Annotated in this window: 23 protein-coding genes and 1 riboswitch; all 23 genes read right to left on the bottom strand. The window is 38.7% G+C overall.

What is annotated here, in order from left to right; all coding sequences use genetic code 11:
• Positions 1-44: 44 nt before the first annotated feature.
• Complete coding sequence (locus ACNQFZ_RS17830; RefSeq protein ID WP_458412650.1) at positions 45-1262, bottom strand: hypothetical protein; 1218 nt, start codon at positions 1260-1262, stop codon at positions 45-47.
• Positions 1255-1788, bottom strand: a complete 534-nt coding sequence (gene sigX, locus ACNQFZ_RS17825; protein ID WP_458412649.1) for an RNA polymerase sigma factor SigX — start codon at positions 1786-1788, stop codon at positions 1255-1257. The genes ACNQFZ_RS17830 and sigX overlap by 8 nt, the downstream gene beginning before the upstream one ends.
• Positions 1789-1942: 154 nt before the next feature.
• A complete protein-coding gene (locus tag ACNQFZ_RS17820; RefSeq protein ID WP_458412648.1) occupies positions 1943-2662 on the bottom strand; it encodes an ATPase in 720 nt (239 codons plus the stop codon).
• Complete coding sequence (locus tag ACNQFZ_RS17815; protein ID WP_458412647.1) at positions 2659-3156, bottom strand: ECF transporter S component; 498 nt, start codon at positions 3154-3156, stop codon at positions 2659-2661. Before ACNQFZ_RS17815 ends, ACNQFZ_RS17820 begins: the two co-directional genes overlap by 4 nt.
• Positions 3146-3736, bottom strand: coding sequence for a cob(I)yrinic acid a,c-diamide adenosyltransferase (locus ACNQFZ_RS17810; protein ID WP_458412646.1), 591 nt, complete (start codon positions 3734-3736; stop codon positions 3146-3148). The genes ACNQFZ_RS17815 and ACNQFZ_RS17810 overlap by 11 nt, the downstream gene beginning before the upstream one ends.
• A complete protein-coding gene (locus ACNQFZ_RS17805) occupies positions 3733-4191 on the bottom strand; it encodes a bifunctional adenosylcobinamide kinase/adenosylcobinamide-phosphate guanylyltransferase (RefSeq protein ID WP_458412645.1) in 459 nt (152 codons plus the stop codon). Before ACNQFZ_RS17805 ends, ACNQFZ_RS17810 begins: the two co-directional genes overlap by 4 nt.
• Positions 4125-4778 carry a histidine phosphatase family protein gene (locus tag ACNQFZ_RS17800; RefSeq protein WP_458412644.1) on the bottom strand — a complete coding sequence of 218 codons (654 nt, stop codon included), beginning with the start codon at positions 4776-4778 and terminating at the stop codon, positions 4125-4127. Before ACNQFZ_RS17800 ends, ACNQFZ_RS17805 begins: the two co-directional genes overlap by 67 nt.
• Complete coding sequence (locus tag ACNQFZ_RS17795; protein WP_458412643.1) at positions 4736-5530, bottom strand: adenosylcobinamide-GDP ribazoletransferase; 795 nt, start codon at positions 5528-5530, stop codon at positions 4736-4738. The genes ACNQFZ_RS17800 and ACNQFZ_RS17795 overlap by 43 nt, the downstream gene beginning before the upstream one ends.
• A gap of 3 nt (positions 5531-5533) precedes the next feature.
• Positions 5534-6088 (bottom strand): bifunctional adenosylcobinamide kinase/adenosylcobinamide-phosphate guanylyltransferase, encoded by a 555-nt coding sequence (locus ACNQFZ_RS17790; protein WP_458412642.1) that lies wholly within the window; start codon positions 6086-6088, stop codon positions 5534-5536.
• Positions 6082-7164, bottom strand: coding sequence for a threonine-phosphate decarboxylase CobD (gene cobD / locus ACNQFZ_RS17785; protein WP_458412641.1), 1083 nt, complete (start codon positions 7162-7164; stop codon positions 6082-6084). The genes ACNQFZ_RS17790 and cobD overlap by 7 nt, the downstream gene beginning before the upstream one ends.
• Positions 7139-8113, bottom strand: coding sequence for an adenosylcobinamide-phosphate synthase CbiB (gene cbiB / locus ACNQFZ_RS17780; protein WP_458412640.1), 975 nt, complete (start codon positions 8111-8113; stop codon positions 7139-7141). The genes cobD and cbiB overlap by 26 nt, the downstream gene beginning before the upstream one ends.
• Entirely contained in the window at positions 8110-9594 is a 1485-nt protein-coding gene (locus tag ACNQFZ_RS17775; RefSeq protein WP_458412639.1) for an adenosylcobinamide amidohydrolase, read from the bottom strand. The genes cbiB and ACNQFZ_RS17775 overlap by 4 nt, the downstream gene beginning before the upstream one ends.
• Positions 9595-10650: a FecCD family ABC transporter permease gene (locus tag ACNQFZ_RS17770; protein ID WP_458412638.1), complete on the bottom strand. Its 1056-nt coding sequence runs from the start codon at positions 10648-10650 to the stop codon at positions 9595-9597.
• Positions 10610-11593, bottom strand: coding sequence for an ABC transporter substrate-binding protein (locus tag ACNQFZ_RS17765; protein ID WP_458412637.1), 984 nt, complete (start codon positions 11591-11593; stop codon positions 10610-10612). The genes ACNQFZ_RS17770 and ACNQFZ_RS17765 overlap by 41 nt, the downstream gene beginning before the upstream one ends.
• A gap of 125 nt (positions 11594-11718) precedes the next feature.
• A riboswitch (cobalamin riboswitch) is annotated at positions 11719-11903 on the bottom strand.
• A gap of 54 nt (positions 11904-11957) precedes the next feature.
• A complete protein-coding gene (locus ACNQFZ_RS17760; RefSeq protein ID WP_458412636.1) occupies positions 11958-13742 on the bottom strand; it encodes an ATP-binding protein in 1785 nt (594 codons plus the stop codon).
• Positions 13742-14461 (bottom strand): response regulator transcription factor, encoded by a 720-nt coding sequence (locus tag ACNQFZ_RS17755; protein WP_458412635.1) that lies wholly within the window; start codon positions 14459-14461, stop codon positions 13742-13744. Before ACNQFZ_RS17755 ends, ACNQFZ_RS17760 begins: the two co-directional genes overlap by 1 nt.
• Positions 14462-14547: 86 nt before the next feature.
• On the bottom strand, positions 14548-15732 hold the full coding sequence (gene ccsB / locus ACNQFZ_RS17750; RefSeq protein ID WP_458412634.1) for a c-type cytochrome biogenesis protein CcsB: 1185 nt from the start codon (positions 15730-15732) through the stop codon (positions 14548-14550).
• 13 nt (positions 15733-15745) lie between these two features.
• On the bottom strand, positions 15746-17344 hold the full coding sequence (gene resB / locus ACNQFZ_RS17745; protein WP_458412633.1) for a cytochrome c biogenesis protein ResB: 1599 nt from the start codon (positions 17342-17344) through the stop codon (positions 15746-15748).
• A 10-nt stretch (positions 17345-17354) separates the two neighbouring features.
• Entirely contained in the window at positions 17355-17876 is a 522-nt protein-coding gene (gene resA, locus ACNQFZ_RS17740; RefSeq protein ID WP_458412632.1) for a thiol-disulfide oxidoreductase ResA, read from the bottom strand.
• A gap of 65 nt (positions 17877-17941) precedes the next feature.
• Complete coding sequence (gene rluB, locus ACNQFZ_RS17735) at positions 17942-18670, bottom strand: 23S rRNA pseudouridine(2605) synthase RluB (protein ID WP_458412631.1); 729 nt, start codon at positions 18668-18670, stop codon at positions 17942-17944.
• A 201-nt stretch (positions 18671-18871) separates the two neighbouring features.
• Entirely contained in the window at positions 18872-19402 is a 531-nt protein-coding gene (locus ACNQFZ_RS17730; protein WP_458412630.1) for a spore maturation protein, read from the bottom strand.
• Positions 19399-19998: a nucleoside recognition domain-containing protein gene (locus ACNQFZ_RS17725; protein WP_458412629.1), complete on the bottom strand. Its 600-nt coding sequence runs from the start codon at positions 19996-19998 to the stop codon at positions 19399-19401. The genes ACNQFZ_RS17730 and ACNQFZ_RS17725 overlap by 4 nt, the downstream gene beginning before the upstream one ends.
• Positions 19991-21142: a D-alanyl-D-alanine carboxypeptidase family protein gene (locus ACNQFZ_RS17720; protein ID WP_458412628.1), complete on the bottom strand. Its 1152-nt coding sequence runs from the start codon at positions 21140-21142 to the stop codon at positions 19991-19993. The genes ACNQFZ_RS17725 and ACNQFZ_RS17720 overlap by 8 nt, the downstream gene beginning before the upstream one ends.
• Positions 21143-21162 lie beyond the last annotated feature (20 nt).

The following is a 21162-nucleotide window of genomic DNA, read 5'->3' as shown; positions in this document are numbered from 1 at the left end:
ATAAAAGAGCTGCCCCGTACACAAGGTTCAGCTCTTTTATTCATTTAGTATGGCATTGGGTTAACGGCCAATGGTACATTTATAGGTTTTAGTAGGTTATATGGTCCAATGGAATCTGGTCCATTCTTAAATTCAACAACTTGGGCACCATATTCTTTAGCCGTCATTAAAATCGCTTCAATCATCAATAAAGAACTTTCGTCATTTTCGATGTTCGTACCCTCTCTAAATTCAATGGTTGCAATTTTTTTCTTTTGGTCAAACACAATGCTTTTGAAATTTACACCCTTTGTGATGGACGGCTTTAATTGCTCGATTCCTAGCTCATTTGGCAATTTCATCGCCTCTATGGCCCCGCTAAAATCATCACCCATTTGAATAGGAACTAAAAATTTCTGACCAACTCCGTTTGGCTCGAAAGTATAATAAATCTCTTTTGCATTTGGGTTGGTGAGATTGATTTTTGTTATTTTTCCAAAATTCCCAAGCACTATTCCAGGTTTTCCATCTGTTTGAAATTCAACAACCTCGTATCCCATCCCTTTTGCAGTTTCCTTGACGGTTTCCGTAAAAATTGTCTCCATTGTTGAACCGTTCCCAAACTGATGGTCCCGAGGTACATTAATTATTAGCTTTTTGCCGTCATTTTCCTCACTAAACCGAACACCTTCCAAAATAAAACCCGATAAACCCCACTCTTCTTCATGTAGATGCTCTTTAATCTTCTGAATACGTTCTAATTTTGTTGTCTCCGCGTCTTTTGGAACAATAAAGCTAAGTGGTACAACAAACATGGCATTAGGGTCGGGAACGGCCACTGTAATGATCTCTTGATTTTCTAACAAATCAGTAATGACATGTGATTGGGGCGTCATCACCATTCTTGCTATCGGGCTCTCTTCACCCTCTTTTGCCATCATTGTGAAATTTTTCGCATGATCTCCTCTAACACCTTCAGCGGTCTTCTCTTCCCTTGATTCTATTTTTTCTTTTTCCATTGTACTGTCCTGTTGATGTAGGAATGACGGAACAACAATGGCAATAATAGCTACAGCGCTAATAGAAGCAAGCAATGGTAGAAACCAGATTTTTTTCTTACGTTTCGTCCGTTTTGTTTCAATTTTTTTCTCAACTACGTTCTCTTCATCTAAACGAGAGGATATTTTTGCGAAAAGCTGTTCGGGATCCTGATGATCCTTTACTTTCGGCATGCTTTGCAACAGTTTTTCTAGCTGGTCTTCATCAAATGTTGACTTATGCATTTGTCATCCCCTCCTTTGCGTTAACTTCCTCCATTAAAGATTTTAAAACCTTTAAAGCACGATGCTGTGTCGTTTTTACCTTGCTTTCGGTCCAGCCAAGGACTTCCGCTGTTTCAGAAATCGAAAATGACTGAATATATCGCAAAACTAAGACTAATTTTTGATCAACTGTACAATTCTCCATACACTGGTACATCAGTTTTATTTGCTCATTTTGAATCGCCACTTCTTCCGGCAATGGGGCATAATCCCTTAATAAAAACTTAACTGTATCATCACTTATGGCATTTCCATCTGCTGTTCTTTTTTGTTTACGAAACCAATCAATCGCGACATGTCTTGCTATTGAGAAAAGCCATGTTTTCTCACTGCTTCGACCTTCAAAGCGTTGATAGGATTGAAGAACTTTTATATAGACCTCTTGAACGAGATCTTCTGCCTGCTCTCTATTTTTTACCATATAAAATAAAAATTGAAAAAGGTCATAATGATACAGGTCATAAATCCTTTTGAATATATCCCTCACGCTGTTAAAACCTCCCGCTCTCTCTATAGTCGTCTAGGACCATCAAAAAGTTACGTTGAAACTATTTTCTAATTCCCCTCATATCCCTATCTTACTAAATATAAAAGCAGGAAGAAACAAACACCTAAGAAGATATGTGTTCCTCCTGCCGTATTTAAGAATAAACTTTTATTTTATGAAAAAGTTTGCCTGCCATTTTCTCAAGCCTCTCTTCAATTGTTTTTTGATAACTAATCAAAAAACAAGTAGAAGGACCAGATGATGCATGTAAATCAAGTTCACTAGAAATATCAAAATCATTTATTCCATTTTCTGTTAGTAGTAATTCAAGCTCATAAAGAATTCCTTTTGAACCTATGGGTACAAGTTCATAAATTCCAGCTAGTTCCAGACAATTTCTAAAAAGCGATAATGGGGCAACTCGTTCTTTTTCCTTTAGAACGTCTTCTCCAACAAAAGGCTCGCCAATGATTGCAAACTCGGCGTTAGCTGGCGTTTTTTTTATCCTTTTGAGCAGTTCTTGAATTTCACCTATAATCGTTAAACCTAATGCAGAGTGCAGTAGAGACATATTTGTTTCTGAACTTCCTACTACTGGAAGCGATTCAATCTTAAGTTCATCATAAACTTTATTTATACCTGATATATAGTCATGCCAAGATTGGTCTCCTGTAAAATTTGCGAGAATTACAGCCTTTGGCGTTGCTCCTACTGCTAGTAACTCCATCATTGCAACTCTCATCGAGAAGTAGGCAACGATTCTGTCTGGTGCAAAAACGAGATCACTCATCTTTTCACCAATTCCCCCAGAGCAATCTGTCGCAATAACAAGTTCTTTTCCATTATTTGAAGGTAAAAACAAAACATCTCTCATTCGTGCACATGCCCTTTTTTAGTCGTGCCTGCTTGTGTCAATACCATAAGTTTTGGAGCCACAAGTGCTGCCGCAATTGCATTTATTAACGTTCCAACCACTAATGAGGGCAATGTTCCAATATAAAAGCCAATACCAAGAATAAAAATAAACGGAACCCCAGCTAAAAATCCATTACATAGAAAGAATAAAAGGTAGCTGACAACCTTTTTCCCCTTTTTGTAGACAAATCCAAATATAAGGAGAATTATAGACATTTCCAAGGCAACGAAAAGATGCATCGGTCCAAGTGGGAACCCGGCAAAAAAGGCTGACATTAAGTGCCCAAGCGAGGCGACAATTGCCCCGCTAATCGGCCCTAAGATAATCGCGGCAATGATGGCCGGAAAACTATCAAGGGCTATGCTACCAATCACGGCTGGAATCTTAATCATTGCACCAACTACAGAGAAACTAATAAAAAGGGCTAAAATCGTTAAACTTTTAATTTTCACTTTCATCCTTCTTCCTATTCCCGTCTCTAAATACAATGGCACTTCTTTCGTATTCAACATCCTTTACATTCGAGCGGGCATTTACGACACGTGCTACAGCAAAGAAGTAGTCGGATAAGCGATTGACATATCTTAAAACAGCCTTATTAATAGGCTCGATTTTAAGTAGGCTGACGATATAACGCTCCGCTCTTCTTGTTGTTGTTCGGGCGATATGCAAGGCGGCTGCTTGTGGAGACCCTCCGGGAAGAATAAATCGCTCCACAGGCGGGGCTTCAACAATATACTGATCAATTTGTTGTTCAAGAAATGCTACCATTTCATCTGTAACTTTATATGGACGTTTATCATGGATTGTTGCTAAATCACTGCCACAATCAAATAATTCATGTTGAATTCTTTCTAAATCTGCATAGATGTCTGCGAATTTTTCCGTTTGAAGCATTGTCATTGCTTGACCAACGAAAGAGTTAACTTCATCAACCGTTCCATACGCATTTACCCTTAAGTTGTCTTTATCAACCCTTCCCCCAACTAAACTAGTTTTTCCTTCATCTCCAGTACGTGTATATAATCTCATAATTCTTCATCACCCTCCAATTTTATTGTTTGCGCCAAGCCATTCCAAATGACATCTACTCTAGTGCAAACTTGCGTCAAATCTTGATAGCACCAGCCCGTGATATCTCTCCAATTTCGATCAATCTCGAGCAATGGTACAACGCCCTTCGTAATGTCACAACCAATGAAAATGACTTTTCGATCATGCTTTTCTACTTCCCAGTTTTGCCAGACGTTAAAGATTTCTCTCCAATGTTCCCTTGTTGCGACTACTTCGTGATCGATTGAATGCTTGATTATTGCTTCCAAACCCTCAAAAATAACCAGCGTCTCTCCTGTAAGTTGTTCCGGCATCGGAATCTCGCTATTTTCATAGAAATTATGCCACAGAAAACAACGGAAACGTTTTATATTATATTGTTGATACACCCATTTTCTTTTTCCTTGGAAGGCACCTCCTGTAACAAAATGCACCGTTCATTCCTCCTTAAACGCTCCATTGTGGTAAGTAGCGTATACCCTTCGCCATGTTTAATTGGCCAATTCCAAAAATCCCTTTCTTCAGGGGCATAGCATTCCAAGAGAAGCCTTATCGGGCCACCATGTGAAATAATCACAATATGCTCCGTATTCATTTTTTCAAAAAAACTTGATGTAGCATGTTGCCAACCTTGCAACACACGCCTCTTAAAATCACTGAATCTTTCTCCCAAAGGGATTTGTTCCGATTTGAAGTGATCCAACCATTTTCGATATTGCCCATCATGTTGTAACTCTTCATAAGTTTTTAATTCCCATTGCCCAAAATTCATCTCACGAAAACTCGTAAAAAAATACGTCTGTTCCCGATTTCCATAAAGAATCTGAAATGTTTGTTTACACCTTTGCAAGTCACTTACAAAGAATGCGTCCCCTTCTGGAAATCCGAATTTTTTCAAATACTCAAGTTCTGTAATTCCTCTCTCGCATAATGAAACATCAGACCAGCCTAGATATTTTTTTTCGATATTCTCGTTTGTTAAACCATGGCGTAGGAGTGTAATAGCCACAGTATGAACCATAGAAAGGTTTCCTCTCCTTCCGATAATGCCCCTAACATATCGCCGGTTATTCCCCCAAATTGTTGATAATAAAAATGTTTTGCGAAAATATATAAAAGCACAAAGCTACCGACTAAAATGCCAACTGAAAGCAATAGGTGAAAATCTAAAAAAACAACTAAACCGCAAAATAGAATTACAAAAAAAACTACAAAAAATACATCATTTTTTCCCAACAAGCCATTATAGGCTGCCGCCATCCCAGTTTGTTTCGCTGATTTTCCGGTTATTAACAAGAGTGCCACAGCCGCCCTTGCCAAAAACGGAATAAGCCCAATTAACACAATTGCATATTGGGGCGTCTCCTGTAATATTTCATAAATAAATAGAAAGCGAAAGCTAAGTAAAAATAACACCGATATAACCCCAAAGGCACCAACCCTTGAATCACTCATAATTTCAAGTTTTCGTTCCTTATCACGGTAAGAAAAAACAGCATCACTCATATCCATCCAGCCATCTAAGTGCAGGCCACCTGTAAAAAGCACTCCAAAAAATAAAATCCAAAGAGAAATGCTTAAAGCTGAAAAAGGCGTATATTCCATTAACAATAGTACCTGTAGCACTAGTAGAATACCTGCAATGAGACCAATGAGCGGAAATGACCGGACAGACCATTTTGCAGTTTGGTTCGTCCATGGTATACTTTTTCGATATGGTACCGTTGTTAAAAATTGAATTGCCAGTAATAAACCTCCTACGATTTGTTTCATTCGTTATGGACCTTCTTTCATCAGCCTTGCCAGTCCACATTCTACTAAAAATGCTTGATTGGCAAGTGTCGTTAAAAATTGATGCAATTTTCCAAGTTCTTTCATATAAAGCCTAGTCCCACGGTCCTCAGGAATGCCGTCATGAAAAATTTCATTGGAAACAATAATCGTTGCTTTTGTTATTTGTTTATAAGAAATAAAGGTATTTTCAAGTCGACGTCTTAACTGATTGACCGCTCGTTCATTTAGCCAGCAATCGTCTGTAAATAATTCATTTCCTAACAATGTTGTTAAGCAATCAATAAGGATGACATCTTTGTTAGAAAAATGTTCTAAAAGAAGATGAAGCTGTCTTGGTTGTTCCCATGTCAGCCATTCTCTTAGTCCATTCCCACGGTCTTCTTGATGTTTTTTGATTCTCATTATCATTTCTTGATCATAAGGCTCACTCGTAGCAATGTAATGAAGTTTGTTATCTTTGCCAGCAAGTTCGAAGGCCACCTTTTCGGCATAGGAGCTTTTCCCGCTCCTAACCCCACCAGATATGAAAATCAGCATCGCGTTTTCCAACTCGTCAGCGCTTCGATAAGTTTATCGTTTTCCCCATCACTTTTGATTGTTAAACGAATATACTGTCCATCAAGGCCGATAAAATTGTAAGTATGACGTGGAACGATTCCATTCTTAAGTAAAAATGCGATTAAATCGTTTGTATCCTTCTTTTGGCCATTTTCACGAAGTATAAAAAAGTTGACCGTTGTATTTGATACATAATAGTCCAACTCTTGTAATTGCCGTAATAAGCGCCCCCTTGCTTTTTCAAGCTTAGAGTTCGTCATCTCAACAAATTGTTGATTTTTTAAAACGATTTCACCAATCACTTGCGCTAGACCATTCACACTCCATGGTGGTTGGGACTCCGCTATTTGCTCAATCATCTTTTCGTTGGCGGCAATATAGCCAAGGCGTAAACCCGGGATACTATACATCTTTGTTAATGATCTTAAAATAATAAGATTGGGATAATGTTTAATATATGAAGTCATCGCGATTGGTTGCTTACAAAAATCATAAAACGCTTCATCTATTACACAAACCGTCCCATGTTCTTGAGCAGTTTCAATAATTTTCACTAGCTCATGCTGCTGATAAATGATTCCTGTGGGATTATTGGGATGACATATAAACAATACATCATTCCTAGCAATATAATCGACAAGATCCTCATGATGCAACTGCCAATTGCTTTCTTCCTTCAGAACATATGATTCAATATGACAGTTAAAAGCATTACACGCTTTACGGTATTCTCCAAATGTTGGCTCAACGATACAAACATTCTTTCCCCGGAAATAATTAGCGAGTAAAAACACACATTCACTACCACCGTTGCCTACTAATATTTGGCTTTGCAATAAATTTTCTTGGTTACTAATTAATTCAACAATCCTTGGAGCATTCGGTTCCGGGTATTGCTTAATTGCTGTTTCAACTTCCTCCAAATAATCTTTCAAATGAAATGGACTTCCAAATGGATTCGTATTTACACTATAATCTAATAATTCCTTTGGTTTAGTAAGCCCGACTTCCTTATATAGAAGATGCGGGTTAGCTCCATGCAACGGCCATGTCAATTACAACAACTCCCATCGTAAATAGAATCATAAAAGCAAGTACTGTTTTTTTCATAACCGTAATAGATTGATCAATATGAAAAACTTCTAATCTATCAATCGGATCGCCCATTCTGGCCCGTTCAGAAACGACGCCTTTGTATGTATTTCTCCCACCCAACTGCACTTGCAACAGTCCTGCCATCGCAGCCTCACACCAACCGCTGTTTGGGCTCGGATGCCTTTTTGCATCGCGCAGCATCATATGCAAACAATCTTTTAACTGCCGCTTTGAAGATAGAAAACTACTAAAAACCATTAGAAAGCCTGTTATTCTGCTGGGAATCAAATTAAAAAGATCATCCATTTTTGCAGAAGCCCAGCCAAATTGGTGGTATTTCTCGTTTTTATAGCCGAGCATCGAATCACATGTATTCACGACGCGATACAGTAAAGCCAATGGGGCTCCGCCTATAAACGCATAAAATAGAGGTGCCGTAATTCCATCACTCGTATTTTCAGCAATCGTTTCTACAGTAGCCCGTACAACCTCCGCTTCGTCCAACTTGTCAGTATCACGACCGACAATCCAGCCGACTTTTTCCCGTGCCATAGAAAGATTTCCTGATTTCAAAGGTTTTGCCACCTCCAGGCCAGCACGTGCTAAATCATTCTCTGCAATGGTCGTATAAATTAAAATGGCTTCCACTGTAATTGCAAGAATATCACTTACCTGATGAAGGTAATGAACAAAATAGTAGGAAGGTAAAAAGACAATCACCGCCATGATAAACCATGCTAAAATTCCTTTACACTTTTTGCAGCTGCCTTTATTAAAACAATGATCAAGCTTATTGATTATCAATCCAAACCCTCTGACAGGGTGAGGCAGCCAGCTTGGATCACCAAGCCCTTTATCTAAAAAATACGCCAGCCAAATAGCTACTATATGTTGTATTAGGATTGTCATTGTTTCGTAGTCCTTATTCTAATTTTATACCGTTCAATAGCCTCATTTGTTGCAGAAAAAACCAGCTGGCCGATCGCCTTCCCTAAAGGCGTAATCGTTCCTGCATATTCAAGAAATGTCCCAGTTTGTGTGGAGGCAATCAGCAAACTATCTGTTGACGTGCCAGATGCTGGTGTATTTGTTATCGGATCATAGATTTGATTTTCTTGAACAGCTCTCACTTTCGCCTCCGTAGCTGTCATCATTGCCTGTACGAAAGCGGCATCTGTCAAATTACCATCAATAAAGACCCATGTATTAATAGTACTTGGTGTGTCAATAAGGTCATTACGAGAGAAAGCATTTGCCACATCAACAGCATTTGATAATCCTGCTGTCACAACAACATATATTGAAAATTGGTCTATTGTAAAAGTTTTGTATGCAGCGTCCTCTAATTTAGCAGCTGTCATCATTGCTACAGTATAGGTTGGGTCAACACCAATATTTTCAAGATAGGTTTTCATTTCCAATGCCGGGTCGTCACAATTGTAATATTTATCGACATGTCGATTTATAAAATATTTACTCCAGCTTATTCCAGAATTGACAACCGCTGAAGACAACGTTTTTAAAGGTTTCAATGATTCTACAATAATGGTTTCATGGGACTCTTTCGTTTTCAACATTTCAAATAGCTGGCTACGGTTATCAACAACGCTTGGAAAAACAGTAAGTAACGGTGTAGGCACATTTGGATGCTGTTTTCTAATTAGTTTCGTTTGATAGACTTTATTTACCTGATCTTCATCCATGATTTTTTGTGGCTCGTCAATCGCAATGACCTTGCCCTCATTTAATAAAAGGATACGGTCACAATAAAGACTAGCCATATTTAAATCATGAAAAATAGCAACAACCGTTAATTGCTTTTCATGGACCCATTTATTTAAAGAATCAAACAACACAATTTGATGATGGATATCGAGGTGATTCGTGGGTTCATCCAATAGCAAAATTTCCGGTTCCTGTGCCAAAGCCCTAGCTAAAAAAACTCTTTGCTTTTCACCGCCGCTTAACAAATCAATTGGGCAGTCTGCAAACGAAGAAATACCGGTTAAACGGATGGCCTTTTGAACTGCGTTTTCATCTTCTAAACGCCATGAAGGGAAAATGCCTTTCTGAAAGGGATAGCGACCGAGCTTCACAGTCTCTTTTACACTATAGGAAAAAGAGAGATCATGAAGCTGGGGAAGCACTGCAATGATTTTGGCAAGATCTTTCGTTTGATAGTCTTGGATGTGTTTACCCTTGATATAAACTAAGCCTTTCGAGGCCGATATCTGTCCGGAAAGCATTTTCAACAACGTCGTTTTCCCACTTCCATTCGGACCTAATATCCCAAAAATTTCACCTTTTTTTACTTCGAAACTAACATCATTAATCACCATAGAATGATGATAACCACCTGAAATATTTTCTGCTCTTATCACTGAAACCATCTACCTTCTTCGATTTCTGTTAAAAAATATTAAAGCAAAAATTGGCGCTCCAATGATGGATGTTATAACACCAATTGGCAATTCTTGCGGAGCAATCATCGTGCGAGCCACGAGATCCGCCAAAATTAAAAATGTTCCCCCATTAAGCATTGCCAGCGGCAATAGCTTCTTATGGTCAGGCCCCCATATCATTCTGGTAATATGAGGTATAACAAGCCCGACAAAGCCAATCGTACCCGATACAGCAACAGCGGATCCCGTTAAAAGTGAAGCGGCAATTAATATGAATAATTTTCTCTTCGGAACATCTACTCCTAGCTGCCGGGCTGTTTCTTCTCCAAATGAAAGGGCATTGAGCTCCTTCGTATTCAGCAATAGAATTAGAACTCCTACTATTGTGAACGGGATGATCATAGAGACATAAGGCCATCCCCGCATCGACACGCTACCCATCAGCCAGACAACAATTTGTCGAAGTTCCTCTCCTGATAGGGCTATCATTAAAGATATAACAGCCCCTAAGAATGAACTGAAAATGATGCCGGTTAAAATAATCGTCTCGACAGAGATTTTCCGGTCAACTAATTTAGAAAAGGCTAGAACGAAAAGCAACGTAAGTAAGGCAAATAGGATACTCAATAATGGCAGGGTAAACTGTTCGAAAAACGGTACTGTCAATCCTAAAAATAGGGAAATAACAGCACCAACAGATGCACCCGATGAGACGCCAAGTGTATATGGTTCAGCAAGTGGATTTTTTAGTAGTCCCTGAAAAGCAGCACCGGCAATTGATAAAGAAAAGCCTACTAACATCGCTAATAGAACCCTAGGCATTCTAATCGACATCACAATGTTATAAATCATCGGGCTTATTTCATCAGATGATAATAAAGGAATTCGACCATCAGTCAGAATATAGGCAATAGTTGAAAAGGGAATAGATAGTGAGCCTAGCGAAATTCCCAAAAAAATTGCAAAAACCAAAACAACTATTGAAAAAACATACGGAAAAACCCTACTTTTTACTAAATATTTCTGGATAGATGACGGACGCAAGCTCTTCGACTCCTTCTATCAACCTTGGACCTGAACGATTCACTTTATCAGCATCCACTTCAAAAACTTGTTTGTTTTTAACAGCCGGCACGTCCTTCCAAGCAGCACGGCTGTATACTTTCTCTGTCGGGTTTTTAACATAAAAGCCATACGTAACAACAATTACATCGGGATTCAAGAGCAACGCATCCTCTTCAGTAAATTGAACCCAGCCCTCATAATCCTTCGCGGCATTTTTGGCATGGATGAGCGTTAGCATGTCATCAATAAATGTGCCCTTTCCTGTTGTGTACAGATCCGGCTGTGGTTGCACCTCCACCCAAACTGTTTTCATTTCATCTTTTGAAATCTTGCTGGCCTTTTCTTCTATTTGGGATAACTTCTCCTTCATGTTTTGAACAATTTCCGACGCTTTATCCTCCGCGCCAACAACTTTACCAATTAAGGAAATAGAACCAAATACTTCATTAAAAGACTTGGCATCCTGTACAACTACTACGGGAATTCCAACACTTGCAAGCTGTTTAAATCCATTCGCATTAGACATACTCGAAGCGCTGGCCAATACTAAATCTGGTTCTAATGACATTACCTTTTCAACATTAAAATCCAACCCACCAATTTTCTCTATAGATAAAACCTCTTTCGGATAGTTATCCCAATCTGTCACGCCAACTACGGAATCACCAGCTCCCATCGCAAAAACAATTTCCGTATTGCTTGGCATAAGCGAGACGATTCTTGTCGGTTTTTTCGCAATGGTGATTTCTTTACCTGCACCATCCGTTACTGTAACCGGAAAAGACACACGTTGTTCATGCTTTCCAGCTTTTACTTCATTCTCAGTTTGCTTTCCAGCTTGATTTGCCCCAGCGCAACCAACCAAAGCTAGTAAACATATAATTCCGAATGTTAGTACAAACGTTTTGAACATCTTATTCATGAAAACACCCATATTTATAAATAAAGTAAAAAAGCCCATCCTTAAGAAGGATGGGCTTGACGACACATATGTAATACAAAGTAAAGGCCTATACGTGCCGTTCCAATTGCTTTCATCCCGAAGAATTGAAACGCATGTAATTAGGCAGGTCTACTGACTTATGCTTCCTCCTCTAATGAGCCTTCCCGTATATTTTCATACAGTGGTTTTTCTCATTTCGTCCACATATACAGTTGCGGGGACAGTTTTGGATTCTAACCAAATTCCCTATTATGTCCAAATATTGGACACCCAATACACACCATTATTTGACTACTTTTAATATTAACTAAAATTTATCCTATTTTCAACAAAATTTGATAATTTAGGAACGAGGAATAAAAAATGAAAACGTCGTACCTTCCCCGAGCTTGCTTTGTACGGAGATACGTCCTTTGTGTGCCTCGACAATATTTTTAGCAATTGCAAGGCCGAGACCAGTTCCCGAGCGACCTCTTGTCCTTGCTTTATCTGCCTTATAAAACCTCTCAAATACAAATGGCAAGTCTTCCTCCGTTATTCCAGAGCCGGTATCCTTTACTGAAATTTGGAATCCACCTGGGAATGAGTCAACATTTATGATTACATCCCCACCTTCACTCGTATGGCGAATCGCATTATCAATTAAGTTCGTTAAAACTTGTTCAATACGGTCGACATCGATGAACATAACATCGTCCCTATCACTAATGTGGATGCTCAAATTGATGCCGTGCTCTTTTGTAACACCTTGGAATTTTCTAATAATCCGATCAAAGTAAGCAGAAACCACTACTTTTTCAAGATGCAATTCAATACGACCAGATTGCATTTTAGCCAAGTCCAGCAATTCATTTACTAAACGGCCCATTCGTAATGATTCATCATAAATAATTTGGGCAATTTCTTTCTTTTCTTCTTCGGTGCTGGCGATATCATCAATGATTGCTTCACTGTACCCTTGAAGCATTGATATTGGCGTTCGAAGTTCATGTGAAACGTTGGCAATGAAATCATTCCGTAATTTATCTAATTTTCGCTCCTCCGTCATATCACGAAGAACGGCAACGGCGCCACGAACGGCCTCTTGGTCATATAGCGGCGACATAAGCACAACCCAGCTAGTTCCTTGAATTGAAATTTCAGCTATTTGTTGTTTTTCTGTCAAGATAACCTTTTCAAGAATATCCTTCATTTCATTTGGCAATGGCTGATGGGCTTTATCATATCCTTCTCGTTCAAAGTAGAACGCATGCAATAATTTCTTTGCAGGTGGGTTAGAAACGATTATGTCCCCTTGACGGTTCATCGTAATCACACCATCAGCCATACTGCTAATTATGCTTGTAAGTTGCTCTTTTTCCTGATTCAAGGCTTCGATGTGGTACTCCAATTGTCTTCCCATCCGGTTAAATGCTAGAGCGAGCTCCCCAATCTCATCATGTGTCAAAATTGGAACTTTGGCATTAAACTTTCCTTTTGCCATTTCAAAGGCTGCTTCTCTCATAATCCGTAGTGGTGCCGTTACTCTTGATGAAAGGAAAAAAGCAAAAATTGTAGTTAAAATAATTGCAATTCCAGCACTGACCGTTATAATTTTCGTAGTTTCTTTAGAAGTTTGACTTACAACATCAAGAGATTGATATATAAAAACACCGCCATGCTTACCAGTAACACGGCTCATTGGGACACCAACAATCAGAATTTCGTTATAAACCTCATCCGTCTTATTAATAATTTTAGGTGGAAAAGCTAATTTACTTACTGTTTTTTGTTTTGTAAGAACACCTGATAATTCCTTATCGTTCTGAACAAAGTCGAGTGGCAAATCTGCAAGTTTTTCGTCGTTTGGCGAATACCAATAGTTGCCATCCCCGTCAACAATCAACACTTTTGTCGACGGATCGATGACTTCCCAGGCAATTGAAAATGCCAATTCGTCTTTGGTGTATGTTTCCATTATTTTGGCTACTTTTGTTGCAAGATCTGTAAGTTCCCGTTCGGCTTCTGTTACATGGAAATTTTCAAAGAACTGCAGCAAAAGAATCGTTAACAATACTAAGACGGCAGATACGAGTAAGATAATGGTAATCCATAACTTACCAACTACACTTCTCCAAAACCACAGCATTATTCTGACACAACCTCAAATTTATAGCCAACACCCCAAACCGTTACAATCATTCGGGCAGCATTGCTAGAAACTTTATTAAGCTTCTCTCTTAAACGTTTAACATGTGTATCTACTGTTCGCAAATCACCAAAGAATTCATAATGCCAAACTTCTTTTAATAATTGCTCACGATCAAAGACTTTATCAGGAGCTTTTGCCAAGAAATATAATAATTCGTATTCCTTCGGAGTTAAACTTACGTCTTTCCCTTCCGCTGTTACACGATGGGCATCATTATCAATCGTCAAGAATGGATAAACAATCACATCTTTTGTAGTAGGCTCCGTTTGTAAAAATACTGTCGCTGATGATCTTCTTAACAGTGCTTTTACCCGTAATACCACCTCGCGCGGACTAAATGGTTTTACAATATAATCATCTGTACCGACCTCAAATCCTTGGACGCGGTTGGCTTCTTCTCCTTTTGCAGTTAACATAATAATTGGGGTTGCTTTCTTTTCCCGAATTTGTTTACAAACTTCAATCCCATCCATGCCAGGCATCATTATATCAAGCAAAATCAAATCAAAGTCTTCAGTGGTCGCTTTTAATAATGCTTCTTCCCCATTTTCTGCTTCCTCGATAAAGTAGTCTTCTCTTTCTAAATACATTTTTAATAATCGTCGAATTCTTTCCTCATCATCTACTACCAAAATCTTTGCTTGACTGTTTTCCATATGAAATCTCCCTTCAATAAGAAATTATGAAAATTCAAGCCTTCCCCCTGCTACTATTATGACATAATTCGAACAATTTTTTAAGATTAACCAGCATAAGAATGTAATCCAGCAATCACTAGATTAACAGCAACAAGATTAAACATGATAATAGCGAAACCTACTACAGCCAACCATGCTGATTTTTCACCATGCCATCCTTTTGAAAGTCGAAGATGTAAAAAAGCAGCATAAAATAACCATGTTATTAATGCCCAAACTTCTTTCGGGTCCCAGCCCCAAAATCTAGTCCAAGCATACTGTGCCCAAATCATTGCAAAAATGAGCGCTCCCAATGAGAACACTGGAAAGCCAATGGTAACAGAGCGATAGCTGATTTCATCCACTAAATCAGGATTTACATTTTTAAGTAATGGTTGAATTGCCGCCGCGATGCGTTTCCGGAATACTAAACGAAATGCACCGTATAAAATTAGGCCTGATAATAATGACCAAATAATCGTGTTAAATTTTCTTGGAGCATTCGCACCATTCATCCAAAATGGCGTTTCGAATACAGGTCCAAAACCTGCCGTCACTTTTTCCCCATCCATTGGGCCAGCAATCGCCGGCATGTTATAGACCAGTTCAGCTTGGTTTCCAGATTCATTAACCCACTTGAAAGCAACCTCATAATCCATAGCCTTAAAGGTTGAAGTAATGATTACAAAACCAAGTATACTGATGATGCAATATAAAATGAATTCAAGCCAAAAAGTCCGTTTACTAGCTTTCGATTGATCAACAACATGGATTAAATATATTAAGCCAGCAGCAAAGCTTATCGCTAAAATTGCTTCTCCAAGAGCTGCCGTTGTAACGTGAATATAAAGCCAATGGCTTTGCAATGCTGGAATTAGCGGTGTTACATCGCGAGAAAACATTGCTGCATACGCAATGACTAGTAGTGCAACAGGCATTGTAAAAGCGCCAATCATTGCATTTTTGTACATAAAATAAATAATGATAAACGCAAACACAAGCATCATGCCAAAAAATGTTGTATATTCAAACAGATTACTTACCGGTGCATGTCCAGCTGCAATCCACCTTGTGATAAAATAGCCAACTTGTGCAATAAATCCTACGATAGTTACAATAATTCCTAATTTGGCCCATTTGTTTGAATTGGCTTTTGAATATTTATCGCGAATCGATGCTGCAAACAATACAGACGCAAATAAATATAGAATAAAAGAAACATATAGTAAATTGCTGCTTATCTCAACCAAAAAATTCGCCCCCTTATTTTACCGTTTCCTGTTGGTCTTTAGGAATTGGCAGTACAGTTCCCTCAAACATCGTTTCTATCTCTTTCTTTAACCCATACCAGTTCTTATTCGTATGGGCAGCAACCATGATATTTTGATTTTTTGTTCTACTTATCCAAATACGACGGTGATTCCAATACATTCCTTGAATTACGCCAATCATGAAAATAATACCACCGGCTATGATGATTCCGATTGTACGGTCAAGACGAACCGTAAGGCCGGTTGCATTTCTTGTTTTCAAATCCTTGAATGCCATTTTATATTGATTTTCACCAAAAGGCTCGAGATTTGTCCGAATCCCTACAAAGCTCACTTCACCATCCGGTTTGGCAGGTGTATGCATTTTAAAGATAAAAGCTGGGTTATCTGGAAGCTTATTTTTCGTAGCTGGCTTTCCTTCTTCATCAAAATAAAAGTTAGGGAAATACTCCATTAATTCAACTTTATAGCCATTACCAAGATTGTACATAGACTGAGGATTTGTTAAATCAACGGTCATCTCCCCAAAGCCTTTATTCGTTTTCTTTTCAACAAGCTGGAAACTCATTTTATATAATTCATCAAGCCTATAATCCGTTTGATAGAGTGCAAAGCCTTCGAATTTTAAGGGCTGATTCACACGGATTTTTTGCCCCTTCATCTTTTTCAGCTGAGGCTCCTTGCCTGGGACTATTTTATCGACACGTTCATAAAGTACAGTATCTGCCTGGAAGTTTTTTGGCATCCCCATCCCAACTGTAAAGTTGTCATCTTTACCATAAACTTCTTTAATGAATTGCTTATTTTCTAAATAATACTTTCCTTCCGTCCCTGGAATGACCTTTGTTTCTCCATCACGAAGCCAAAGGGCTTCATCAATATACATACCTGGGAAAAAGCGCAGCATGGCTCCAATTAAGAAAATGATTAAGCCGATATGGTTAACGTATGGCCCCCAACGTGAGAATCGTCCTTTTTCGGCTAAAATATTGCCATCCTCTAAACGGACATGATAACGCTTCTTTTTTAGAGCCTCAATCCAGCGCCCCTCATCTTCTATTGCTTCAACATTCGCTTCTACAAACAGACGTTGTCTACTTAAAAAGCTGGAATTTCTCTTTACCCCTTGCTTTTGAAGGGCTTTATATAAAGGTACAACCCTATCCAATGAGCAAATGACAAGGGAGATTGCAATTGAAGCAATCAAGATCATATACCACCATGAGCCGTATAAATTATCAAAACCTAGCTGATAGTACAGCTTTCCGGCAAATCCATATTCTTGCTCATAAAATTTATCTGGAGCAATATTTTGTGGTATGTACATGTCCTGCGGAAACAATGTCCCTAAAGAAGAAGCAATCAGTGTAATAACAATTAACCAAACCCCAACTTTAACAGAAGAGAAAAAGTTCCAAATCACATCAACAAAAGTTTTTTTATACGTCTGCGAGCGTCTAGCACTGCCCTCATAGCGCATATCCAGGAGTGTTTCTTTATCATTTTCATCAAAAGATTTCCCACAAGACTCACAAAATATTGTTCCATGTGGATTAACATGTCCACAATCACATTTCACTTTATCCATCATAAGCCCCCAACTACGGTTTAATTCTCTCCATGTGATTTTTAACTAATTCTTCCGTTAATTGCCCAGTAATAATATCAACAATCTTACCGTCTTTATCTACTAAAAAGGTGGTTGGCAGCGGGTTCACTCCATAGGCTTCAAGAACTTCCAAATCCTTATCGATGACAACAGGAAACGTTAATCCTTTTCGATCAATAAATTTTTGGACAGAAAGTTCCGGCTCTCCAACATTGACCGCCAGGACCTCAACACCTTGATCTTTAAATTGCTTATACTGATTTTCTATGTAAGGCATTTCTCTCTCACAAGGCTTACACCATGTTCCCCAAAAATTTAGAAAAACACCTTTTCCACGATAGCTGTCAAATTCAATTTCTTTACCATTTAAATCTTTAAGTACAAAGTTCGGTGCTTTGTCCCCTATTCCAACAAGCTGTTTTTCTGTAAAAAAATTTGAATAGAGCGTATATGCAAGTGCACCGACTAAAACAAGCAAGATGATTGTTCGTACTGCCAAACGCTTCTTTTTCAATCAAAACATCCCCCATTATATTTTTAACTATTATAGCATTAAACACTCTGTACACAGTGTAAATATTATGAATGTTGTGTGACAGCCAAGTTTCGTAACTGTTTTACCTCGTGAGGTGTAAGTTCTCGATAATCACCTGGTTGAAGCCCTCGCAAATCAAGAAAACCATATCTTTCTCTTTTTAACTTTTGCACTTTATAGCCGATTGCTTCAAACATTCTACGTACTTGACGATTCTTGCCTTCATGAATGATGATTTGCACAATAGAGGTTCCCTTTTTTTTATCAACTGACATCATTTTTACTTTTGCAGGGGCTGTTTTACCGTCTTCTAACAAAACACCCTTTTCCAACTTTTTCAATTCTTCCCTGCTTGGGATCCCATTTACTTTTGCGACGTATTCCTTTTCTATATTATACTTCGGGTGCATTAATAAATTGGCAAGCTCTCCGTCATTTGTCAGGAGCAATAAACCCGATGTATGATAGTCAAGTCTTCCAATCGGAAAAATTCTTCTTTTTTCTAACGGGAAAAAGTCCGTGACAACTTTCCTGTTTTTATCATCAGTTACAGCTGAAATTACTTCTCTAGGTTTATATAAAAGATAGTAAACAGGTTCTTCCCTTTGAATTGGAATTTCTTCGACTTCAATTTTATCACTGGCAGATACCTTTACCCCTAGTTCCCTTACAATTTTACCATTTACCTTTACTTTACCTTCCGTTATAAGTTGCTCAGCTTTTCTCCTTGATGCAACCCCGGCATGGGCAATCACCTTTTGCAATCGTTCCATTGATTTTTCACCTCAGATTCCATCTTACTTGTATCATTGCCAATTCTCAAGCGCTAGATTAAATTTTTGTCGTGCAAATGCAGGATTGTAGAACGAACGCAGGATTCCATCGGCTGATGGAATCCATATATTAGTACATAATAAAAAGCATTAGAACACAAAATAATTAATGTTCTAATGCCATAGGAAAAGTATTGAATTTTACCCGAAAGCAATCGTTACAACGATAATTGATGTAATGATTGCCACTAAATCCGCCAACAAACCTACCTTTAAAGCATCGCCCATTTTTTTGATACCAACGGCACCAAAGTAAACTGTAAGAATATAAAGAGTTGTATCTGTACTCCCCTGCATCGTTGAAGCAAGCCTTCCGATAAAAGAATCAGGGCCATGTGTAGCGATTAAATCAGATGTGATCCCCAGCGCCGCATTACCTGAGATTGGCCTGATAATTGCTAAAGGAACAATATCTGCCGGAATACCGATGCTCATTAAAAATGGTCTTATAAAATTCATTAAGTAATCGAGCGCCCCTGACTCACGAAAAACGGTAATGGCGACTAACATTCCAACAAGATAGGGGATAATTGAAAAGGCAATCTGAATCCCTTCCTTCCCGCCTTCAACAAATGTTTCGTAGGTTGGCACCCTTTTGATTGTACCGTATATTAAAATAAAACCAATAACAACGGGGATCAGCCAAAGGGATATCATATTAATGACAGTCATTCTTTGCCACCTCCTTTTTTCACCCTGCGGTAATGATAATAGCGATCAATCATAATCGCAGCAGCCGTTGAAAAAAGAGAGGCTACTAACGTCGTTCCGACTATTTCGGTCGGTGCAACCGAACCGTAATTCATGCGGATTGCAATAACAGTAGTCGGGATTAATGTAATACTCGATGTGTTAATGGCAAGAAATGTTATCATTGATCTGCTAGCTGTATTCTTATTATCATTTAAAATTTTCAATTGCTCCATTGCCTTAATTCCCATCGGGGTGGCAGCATTCCCCAAACCAAACAAATTCGCAATCATATTGGAAAGAATAAAGCCCATGGCTGGATGGTCCTTTGGCACCTCCGGAAATAACCTTGTAATAAGCGGTTGAAATAGTCTTGATAATCGGTTGAGTAAACCTGCCTCTTGAGCTATATTCATGAGACCAAGCCAGAATACTAGGATACTGATAAGCCCAATGCAGATTGTTACCGCTTCTTTTGCTCCCGAAAAGATGGCTTTATTCACCTCATCCATTGTTCCGTTCACCATCGCAAAAACAATGCCAATAACAGTCATCACAACCCAAATGATATTAACCATTGGTGCGCACTCCTATCATCGATAAAAACACACTTTTTAGCGTAGTTATCCAAGTCTCTTTATTGATTCTGCCATGTTCATCATAATAAAGCGGTATTTCTCCGATATTTTTATCTTCCAATTTTATAATCATCTTCCCGCAAGGAGATGGGACATCCTTCTCTTTTTTCCACTTTTGGTTCGGCTTAATCAATTTAACTTCTACCTTAATTTCTTCCTTCTCATCCTTGTTCAACGGGTATGAAAAGTCGCGTCGAACCACTACTTTACCTTTATAAAAGTCATCCTTAATAGAATGAACAAGTCCTTTCTCTACAATACTTTCAAGATCATACTGGGAGAATCCCCACTCAAACATCGAGATATGATCGTTCCAATCATTGGGTCCATTTAAGGTGACGGCAATTAAATTATGGCCGTCTTTCTCCGCTGTAGAGACTAAGGTCCGGCGCGCCCGTTTCGTAAACCCTGTTTTTCCACCCGTTGAATATTCATATAACTCTGTTAGCAGTTTGTTTTTATTTCTCCATTTACGATCCCATTTTGAATCTGGATTCGGTGCGAAGTGTACCTTCGTTCCGGCAATTTCCCGGTATTTTTCATTTTTCATCGCATATTTTGTGAGAATGGCCATGTCATAGGCCGTTGAAAAATGATTTTCATTGTCATCCAAGCCATGTGGATTGGCAAATACTGTATCCCGCATCCCGATTTCTTGTGCTTTTTGGTTCATTAAAAAAACAAAGCCTTCAACACTACCTCCCACATGCTCGGCAATTGCAACAGCAGAATCATTGCCGGAACGAAGCATCAACCCATAAACAAGATGCTCTAAGCTAATTTTCTCACCATGCTTTAAATAAACGGAAGAGCCCTCTGCGTATACTGCGCGCCTGCTTACTTTAACGCCTTCATCTAATTTTCCAGATTCGATGGCCAAAATCGCTGTCATGATTTTTGTAATACTGGCAATACGCATTTTTTTGTGAGCAGCTTTTTCATAAAGAACGCGCCCTGATTCTGAATCCATTAAAATAGCCGCCTCCGCTGAAACATTAGAAAAGGCTGCTCCTTTCATCGGGATCATTACTAGTAATACAACGACAATCATATGTAAAAGTACCACTTTTTTTATTGATAACATTCAAACCTACACGCCCCTTC

The sequence above is a fragment of the Schinkia acidoalkalinis genome (genome assembly GCF_054301215.1).
Note: the sequence above shows the minus strand (reverse complement) of the source record. Positions and strands in the feature narration are given on the sequence as shown.

What these genes read in the sequence shown, in the direction of transcription:
- cbiB (WP_458412640.1), bottom strand. Translation starts at nt 8,113, where the DNA reads ATGACAATCCTAATACAACATATAGTAGCTATTTGGCTGGCGTATTTT.
- ACNQFZ_RS17765 (WP_458412637.1), bottom strand. Translation starts at nt 11,593, where the DNA reads ATGAATAAGATGTTCAAAACGTTTGTACTAACATTCGGAATTATATGT.
- ACNQFZ_RS17830 (WP_458412650.1), bottom strand. Translation starts at nt 1,262, where the DNA reads ATGCATAAGTCAACATTTGATGAAGACCAGCTAGAAAAACTGTTGCAA.
- ACNQFZ_RS17725 (WP_458412629.1), bottom strand. Translation starts at nt 19,998, where the DNA reads ATGGTTAATATCATTTGGGTTGTGATGACTGTTATTGGCATTGTTTTT.
- ACNQFZ_RS17790 (WP_458412642.1), bottom strand. Translation starts at nt 6,088, where the DNA reads ATGCTGATTTTCATATCTGGTGGGGTTAGGAGCGGGAAAAGCTCCTAT.
- rluB (WP_458412631.1), bottom strand. Translation starts at nt 18,670, where the DNA reads ATGGAACGATTGCAAAAGGTGATTGCCCATGCCGGGGTTGCATCAAGG.
- ACNQFZ_RS17820 (WP_458412648.1), bottom strand. Translation starts at nt 2,662, where the DNA reads ATGAGAGATGTTTTGTTTTTACCTTCAAATAATGGAAAAGAACTTGTT.
- ACNQFZ_RS17810 (WP_458412646.1), bottom strand. Translation starts at nt 3,736, where the DNA reads ATGAGATTATATACACGTACTGGAGATGAAGGAAAAACTAGTTTAGTT.
- resB (WP_458412633.1), bottom strand. Translation starts at nt 17,344, where the DNA reads ATGATGGATAAAGTGAAATGTGATTGTGGACATGTTAATCCACATGGA.
- ACNQFZ_RS17755 (WP_458412635.1), bottom strand. Translation starts at nt 14,461, where the DNA reads ATGGAAAACAGTCAAGCAAAGATTTTGGTAGTAGATGATGAGGAAAGA.
- ACNQFZ_RS17795 (WP_458412643.1), bottom strand. Translation starts at nt 5,530, where the DNA reads ATGAAACAAATCGTAGGAGGTTTATTACTGGCAATTCAATTTTTAACA.
- ACNQFZ_RS17800 (WP_458412644.1), bottom strand. Translation starts at nt 4,778, where the DNA reads ATGGTTCATACTGTGGCTATTACACTCCTACGCCATGGTTTAACAAAC.
- ACNQFZ_RS17720 (WP_458412628.1), bottom strand. Translation starts at nt 21,142, where the DNA reads ATGTTATCAATAAAAAAAGTGGTACTTTTACATATGATTGTCGTTGTA.
- ACNQFZ_RS17730 (WP_458412630.1), bottom strand. Translation starts at nt 19,402, where the DNA reads ATGACTGTCATTAATATGATATCCCTTTGGCTGATCCCCGTTGTTATT.
- ACNQFZ_RS17775 (WP_458412639.1), bottom strand. Translation starts at nt 9,594, where the DNA reads ATGGTTTCAGTGATAAGAGCAGAAAATATTTCAGGTGGTTATCATCAT.
- ACNQFZ_RS17760 (WP_458412636.1), bottom strand. Translation starts at nt 13,742, where the DNA reads ATGCTGTGGTTTTGGAGAAGTGTAGTTGGTAAGTTATGGATTACCATT.